Annotated in this window: 5 protein-coding genes; 2 read left to right on the top strand and 3 right to left on the bottom strand. The window is 46.6% G+C overall.

From position 1 onward, the window contains the following. Window positions 1-68 precede the first annotated feature (68 nt). Both pssA and RJ47_RS12735 read right to left on the bottom strand, forming a co-directional pair. Window positions 69-1,409 (bottom strand): CDP-diacylglycerol--serine O-phosphatidyltransferase, encoded by a 1,341-nt coding sequence (pssA, locus tag RJ47_RS12740; protein WP_039484209.1) that lies wholly within the window; start codon window positions 1,407-1,409, stop codon window positions 69-71. A gap of 176 nt (window positions 1,410-1,585) precedes the next feature. Then, window positions 1,586-2,014, bottom strand: coding sequence for a GNAT family N-acetyltransferase (locus tag RJ47_RS12735; RefSeq protein ID WP_039484206.1), 429 nt, complete (start codon window positions 2,012-2,014; stop codon window positions 1,586-1,588). Window positions 2,015-2,073: 59 nt separating this feature from the next. Between RJ47_RS12735 and murB the strand changes: the two genes are divergently transcribed. Both murB and birA read left to right on the top strand, forming a co-directional pair. Then, the gene (gene murB / locus RJ47_RS12730; protein WP_039484204.1) at window positions 2,074-3,114 is read left to right on the top strand and encodes a UDP-N-acetylmuramate dehydrogenase; all 1,041 of its coding nucleotides are present in this window, start codon (window positions 2,074-2,076) and stop codon (window positions 3,112-3,114) included. Window position 3,115: 1 nt separating this feature from the next. Then, a complete protein-coding gene (birA, locus tag RJ47_RS12725) occupies window positions 3,116-4,078 on the top strand; it encodes a bifunctional biotin--[acetyl-CoA-carboxylase] ligase/biotin operon repressor BirA (protein WP_039484203.1) in 963 nt (320 codons plus the stop codon). Between the two features lie 38 nt (window positions 4,079-4,116). On the opposite strand, the gene RJ47_RS12720 is transcribed toward birA, so the two are convergent. Continuing rightward, window positions 4,117-6,078 (bottom strand): polysaccharide biosynthesis protein, encoded by a 1,962-nt coding sequence (locus RJ47_RS12720; protein WP_039484202.1) that lies wholly within the window; start codon window positions 6,076-6,078, stop codon window positions 4,117-4,119. Window positions 6,079-6,103: the final 25 nt, after the last annotated feature.

Here is a 6,103-nt window from a genome sequence, read left to right as displayed (position 1 = left end):
GTTTAACTGATCGGCATTAGCGCTAACACGCTGCCCTTTCTCTATCTAGTTTTATGCTTTTATCTCTTCTACAAAATCTGCTTTAACACTCGGTCGGCTTTTACACGCGTAATCTTACGCATCAGCTTTTGTACTGGTTCTGGGTAATTCTCAAACTTCTCCAACTGCTTATACGTGCAAATCAAATGCGTATGTTGAAGAATATTCGTCACTTCTTGCTCAAACTGTTCGGTTAAATGATGGTAGTTATCTTGAATTAGAATCGCGTTTTCTAGATCTAGCTTCCACGCACGCGGGTTCAGGTTATTACCGGTAATCAGCATATAGCGCTTATCAACCCAAATGCCTTTCAAGTGGTAGCTGTTTTCATCGTGTTTCCAAAGATGGATAGAGAGTTTGCGGCTCGCAATATTGGCCTCGTTCGCTTTTGCAAACTGACGCAAGTTACGCTCGTACAAGTACGGCAAACCACCGATGGTTTTAAACTCTTGGTCAGGGGCAATATAAAAGTCATTAGCGGTTTTATCACCGACGACAATCGTCACCTTCACTCCGCGCTTAATCGCTTTTTTGACTTCTTTGGCGACACTGCGCGGAAAGTTAAAGTATGGCGTACAAATGAAGATCTCATCCTTTGCCAAGGCGAGCAATTGGTTAATGCCTTGATTGAGTTTATTGCGCTTTTTCCCAACACCCACGATAGGGGTCACTGCGACCTGATCGGCAGAGACCGACTCAGGTGTAAATTGGTAGCTCGCCTTCGCTAAAGAACCACGAAGCTGACGAATTTGCGCTTTGATCTCTTTCGTCTCTGGCTTGGTAGGACAAGCAAGATCATTAACCGCTGGGTGCGCGATCATCTCTTTCTGCACTAAATCGACCATGCTGTCAGCCAGCGCTTTATTACCTAGCACGTGGTAACGATCGAAGCGGTAACGTTCTTTGTAGTTTAAGTAAATGTTATTTAAGCTGGCGCCGCTGTAGATAACTTGGTCATCGATGATAAACCCTTTTAGATGAAGCACGCCAAACACTTCTCTACCACGAACAGGGACACCATAAACAGGCACTTTGTGCGGGTACTTATCGGCGAACGCTTTGTACATAGAGGCATTGGTTTCACCAGGCGCCGCACCAATCAACCCACGCTGAGCTCGGTGCCAGTCGACACACACCGCAATATCCAAGCCTGGGTTGCGCTGTTTCGCTTCATAAAGCTCCGTTAAGATTTCTCGGCCAGCTTCGTCATCCTCAAGATAGAGCGCGACAAGGTAGATTCGCTTACTTGCCTTTTGAATCGCCTCAATAAGACGAGTTCTAAAGTCTCTCGCCGCGTAGAGCGTCTCAAACTGAGCCGGATCTTGCGCCAGAGTGGGCAGTTTTTCGAATATATTCCTATTGGTCATCATGTTGGATGTAATACCTTTACTTAAAGTGGAGAGCGATATTAGCAAAATATGGTAGAAAATACCTAGATTTGCCGCCCCAGATTGTATCTTGACTGAGTAAGAATTGTCCTTAGCTCACAGCATCATGAAACACCCTTTGGCAAATTAGCCTGCATTGATAAACATCAAAGCCTTATTCATGACGTTTGATAATGCATCGCCACCAATTTTTTGCCACTGGTTGAGTAACGAATAAAGAGCTGTCTAAGCGCATTGGGTAATGCACTTTCCTCGACCATAACAAACCCATGCTGCGCGTAGAATGATTCCAGATGCTGGTAAGCAAAGCAGTAATCAAGGTCTGTGAGCACCTTATCTTGACAATAAGCCATCAGTTGATGACCAAGCCCTTTCTCTCTTTGGTCCGGCACCACCAGCATCCCCGTCAGTAAGCGATACTGCTCAATGGAACGAAAGCGAACAACAGCAGCAAGTTGCTGCTCCCAATATCCCACTATTGTCAGTTCATCTTTCTTTGCTTTGCCAGAAGGGTAATACTGCTTGTATAGCCTCGCCACAAGTGGCAGTTTTATCGGGTCTAACACATCGATGGTTAAGCTGCTCATTATCGCCTAATCCGTTTTTAAGGTAGAATGTGCGCAGTTTAGTTGACTCGATAATAGTGATGCAAATTCAGACTCAAGCCGACCTCTCGGCGTACCATACTTTTTCTATCTCTCAGACCTGCGACTATTTGGTCGAAGCCCACTCTATCGAGGATATCATCGAGGCGTATCAGACACCTGAATGGCAAGACCTACCGAAACTAATGCTTGGGAAAGGCAGCAATATGCTTTTCACTCAGCCGTTTCATGGTGTTGTGGTGGTGAACCGCTTGATGGGCAAAAAGGTCAACGAAAGCGAGCATCACTGGCACTTGCACGTAAGCGCCGGCGAAGACTGGCCAGCACTGGTCGAATGGTCGGTCGAGCAAGGCTACAATGGGTTAGAAAACCTAGCACTGATTCCAGGATGCGCGGGCAGTGCTCCTATCCAAAATATTGGCGCCTATGGCGTTGAGCTGAAAGACATCTGTGAATATGTCGATATTCTTTGCTTAGAGACATTTAAGGTACATCGAATGACGGCTGAGCAATGTCAATTTGGCTATCGAGACTCAATTTTCAAGCATCAGCTTTATCAAAAAGCGGTCATTATTGCTGTTGGCCTCAAACTCGCTAAAGATTGGCAGCCAAATATCAGCTATGGCCCGTTGCAACAATTTGATGCAGAGGCTGTTACAGCTCAACAGATTTACTCGACCGTTTGTCAGGTAAGGATGGAAAAGCTGCCTGACCCAGCTATAACGGGGAACGCAGGTAGCTTCTTCAAAAACCCTATCATATCGCATGAGCAATACTCAGCGCTTAAACTTCGATTCCCTAATCTCATCGCCTATCCGGCAGAAAGCGGTATGAAACTCGCGGCTGGTTGGTTGATAGATCAATGCCACTTAAAAGGCACCAAGGTCGGCGGAGCACAAGTCCACCCCAACCAAGCACTTGTGTTAGTCAACCGAGGTTCAGCAAGCGCCACCGACGTCGTCAACCTTGCAGAGAAGGTACGCGCCTGCGTGTCAGCCAAATTTGACGTCGAACTAGAGCATGAAGTTCGCTTTATGGATCACACCAGCGAAACGTACTTACACAAGATCATAGAGGCCTGACATGAAAGAACACTCCATCAAACTGGCCATATTGCGCGCACTTGCTCAAGGTGGATTCCATTCAGGGGAAGAGCTCGGCACTATGCTTGGCGTCTCTCGCGCAGCAATCAGTAAACACATTAAAGGCATTCAGGCGTGGGGCGTAGACGTTTATCGAGTGCAGGGAAAAGGCTATCAACTTGCTGAGCCCATGCAACTGTTAGATGAACAAACACTTCAAGCGCAGTTTGGGGATTTGGTCGAGCTTATTCCCGTCATTGACTCTACCAATCAGTATCTCTTAGATAGGGCAGACAGCTTGCAGTCAGGAGCGGTTTGCCTTGCAGAGTACCAAGCTAAAGGGAGAGGACGTCGTGGCCGCGAGTGGGTATCCCCTTTTGGTGCTAACTTGTATATGTCGATGTACTGGCGGCTAGATGCCGGAATGGCGGCGGCTATGGGGCTTAGTTTGGTTGTCGGAGTGGCGATAGTCGAGGCGCTGGAAGAACTTGGCCTAGAGGGAGTAAAACTCAAATGGCCGAATGACCTCTATTACCAAGACAAGAAGCTAGCTGGCATTTTGGTAGAAATGTCGGGCCAAGCGGGGGCGGCAGCTAACTTGGTGATCGGTATGGGCATGAACCTGAAGATGCCTGAGAAAACCGCAGGCATCACCCAACCTTGGGCTAGCCTCAAGGATGTTGCGAACACGGGAACACTTGACCGAAACGAGCTCGCGATAACGCTGATCAACACGCTACACCAAGCCCTCACTGACTATGAACTCAAGGGGATGCAGGGTTTCGTAACCCGCTGGAATCGCCTAGACAATTTCTTAGACCGCCCAATCAAACTCATTATGGGCCCCCGTGAAATCACTGGTATTTGCCGTGGTATCAACGAGCAAGGTGCCGTGCTATTAGAAACGGATAATGGGCTTGAAAGTTTTATTGGCGGGGAGATTTCTTTGAGAGCTCAGCCCTGATACAAGAAAGCGAGCCCTTTCGGCTCGCTCTAATCAACTTAATGAACCAATGCTTTCAACTCTGCATTGAGCTCCACCATTTGACCTGATTGATTTTCACTTAACTGCTTCCAGACCAAATCCCCTATTTCATCCGATGGGTTAAAGCCCGTCGGTGCCTCAAGGAGTAAACGCCTAATTTCTTCATGATTGAAATTGTGACAAGCGTGGTCGAGCTTTTCTAATAGCTCTAAATAGTCATCAATCGGCAGATAGGTTTCTTGCGCGGTCATAATTCTAGGGTGTGCGGTTTCTTGTACGTTATCACCGATAAGCAGCTCTTCATACAGCTTTTCACCAGGTCTTAGGCCAGAAAACTCTATAGCAATATCACCATACGGGTTGTCACTGTCTTTGACCTCCAAACCAGAGAGCTGAATGAGATTTCGCGCAAGATCAGCGATCCGCACTGGCTCTCCCATATCAAGGACAAAGACATCACCGCCTTTGCCCATGGCTCCCGCTTGAATCACCAATTGCGCGGCTTCAGGAATGGTCATAAAGTAGCGAATAATATCCTCATGTGTAACAGTAACTGGGCCACCCGCAGCAATTTGCTTTTTGAACAAAGGTATCACCGAACCAGATGAACCCAACACATTACCGAAACGCACCATACAAAAGCGAGTACCATTCTCTAACGCGTTTTGTTGCATGGCTAAAGCCTGAAGGCCAAGCTCTGATACACGCTTAGTTGCACCCATAACATTCGTTGGACGCACCGCTTTATCGGTTGAAATCAACACAAACGACTCAACCTTCGCTTCGATCGCAGCTTTCGCCGCATAGTAAGTACCGAAAACATTATTACGGACCCCTTCAACCACATTGTACTCAACGAGTGGGACATGTTTATAGGCTGCAGCGTGGTAAACGGTTTGTACATTGAAGCTTTTCATGGTTGTCGCTAAGCGATTGATTCGTTGAACAGAACCAAGCAATGGAATCACCTGTAAAGATAGGCCTTCCCTTTCAACTAGGTTATTTAGCTCTCTGTCTATTTTGTACAAGCCAAACTCAGACAACTCAAACAGAACAAGGGCTTTAGGTTTCTGCCTAATAATTTGTCGGCAAAGCTCAGAACCTATCGATCCTCCAGCACCTGTCACCATTACAACTTTACCTTTGATGTTTGCTTCCATCAACGACTGTTGCGGTGATACAGGATCTCGGCCAAGAAGGTCTTCTACTTCGACATCTTTAAGCTCATCAATTTTAGCTCGCCCTTCAACGATATCTTCCATATTCGGAATGGTTAATACCTCTGCAGATAAATGCATCAAAGAACCGAGTATTTGCTTGCGCTTGGCTCTTGAAGCACTTGGAATCGCGAGTAAAACTTGCCCCACATTATACTTTTCCACAATATTCTCTGTTATGAGGGCATCGTAAACATTGAGCCCCATAATCATCGTACCCACAATGGTTTTATCCTGATCAATAAAGCCAACAACGTGGTGAGACTCTGATGAGCGCAACGCTAATGCGAGCTGACGACCTGCTGATCCAGCTCCATATATCAGTACTTTCTTCTTGCTCTTGTTATTCGCCTGGGCAACCAAAGATCGAATGATCATTCGAGCGCCACCACAAAGTAAACAAAGAAAAGCACCATAAATAATCGGAACAGAGCGAGGAATTGAGGCATCTAGATAAAACGAGAACACAGCAACTGACAACGCTGATATAACACTACACACGCCAACTACAGCTAAGGCATGGAACGTTAGGTAGCGTAGTACCGCTCTGTAAAGCCCTAAACGAGTGAAAGCAATGATCGAAACAATCGTCGTACCAGCTAACACATAATAGGTTAACTGGTCTTGAGCGGCCGTGATTGTTCCTAGCCGAGTCCAGTAAGCGATATAGAATGAAGTAACGATAAAGATACTATCAATGAGTATGCTGATCAGCCGCTTGCTGAAACGCGGCAAATTCCAAATGTATTCAAGCCTAGCCATAATTTTCCCTGAGCGTGAAGCAACA

Source organism: Vibrio sinaloensis (assembly GCF_000808535.1).
GTDB lineage: Bacteria > Pseudomonadota > Gammaproteobacteria > Enterobacterales > Vibrionaceae > Vibrio > Vibrio sinaloensis_D.
The sequence above is the reverse complement of the archived record's forward strand: the minus strand, read 5'-3'. Positions and strand labels throughout refer to the sequence as shown.

Coding starts and splice junctions, on each gene's coding strand:
- pssA (WP_039484209.1), bottom strand. CDS start 1,409: ATGATGACCAATAGGAATATATTCGAAAAACTGCCCACTCTGGCGCAA.
- RJ47_RS12735 (WP_039484206.1), bottom strand. CDS start 2,014: ATGAGCAGCTTAACCATCGATGTGTTAGACCCGATAAAACTGCCACTT.
- murB (WP_039484204.1), top strand. CDS start 2,074: ATGCAAATTCAGACTCAAGCCGACCTCTCGGCGTACCATACTTTTTCT.
- birA (WP_039484203.1), top strand. CDS start 3,116: ATGAAAGAACACTCCATCAAACTGGCCATATTGCGCGCACTTGCTCAA.
- RJ47_RS12720 (WP_039484202.1), bottom strand. CDS start 6,078: ATGGCTAGGCTTGAATACATTTGGAATTTGCCGCGTTTCAGCAAGCGG.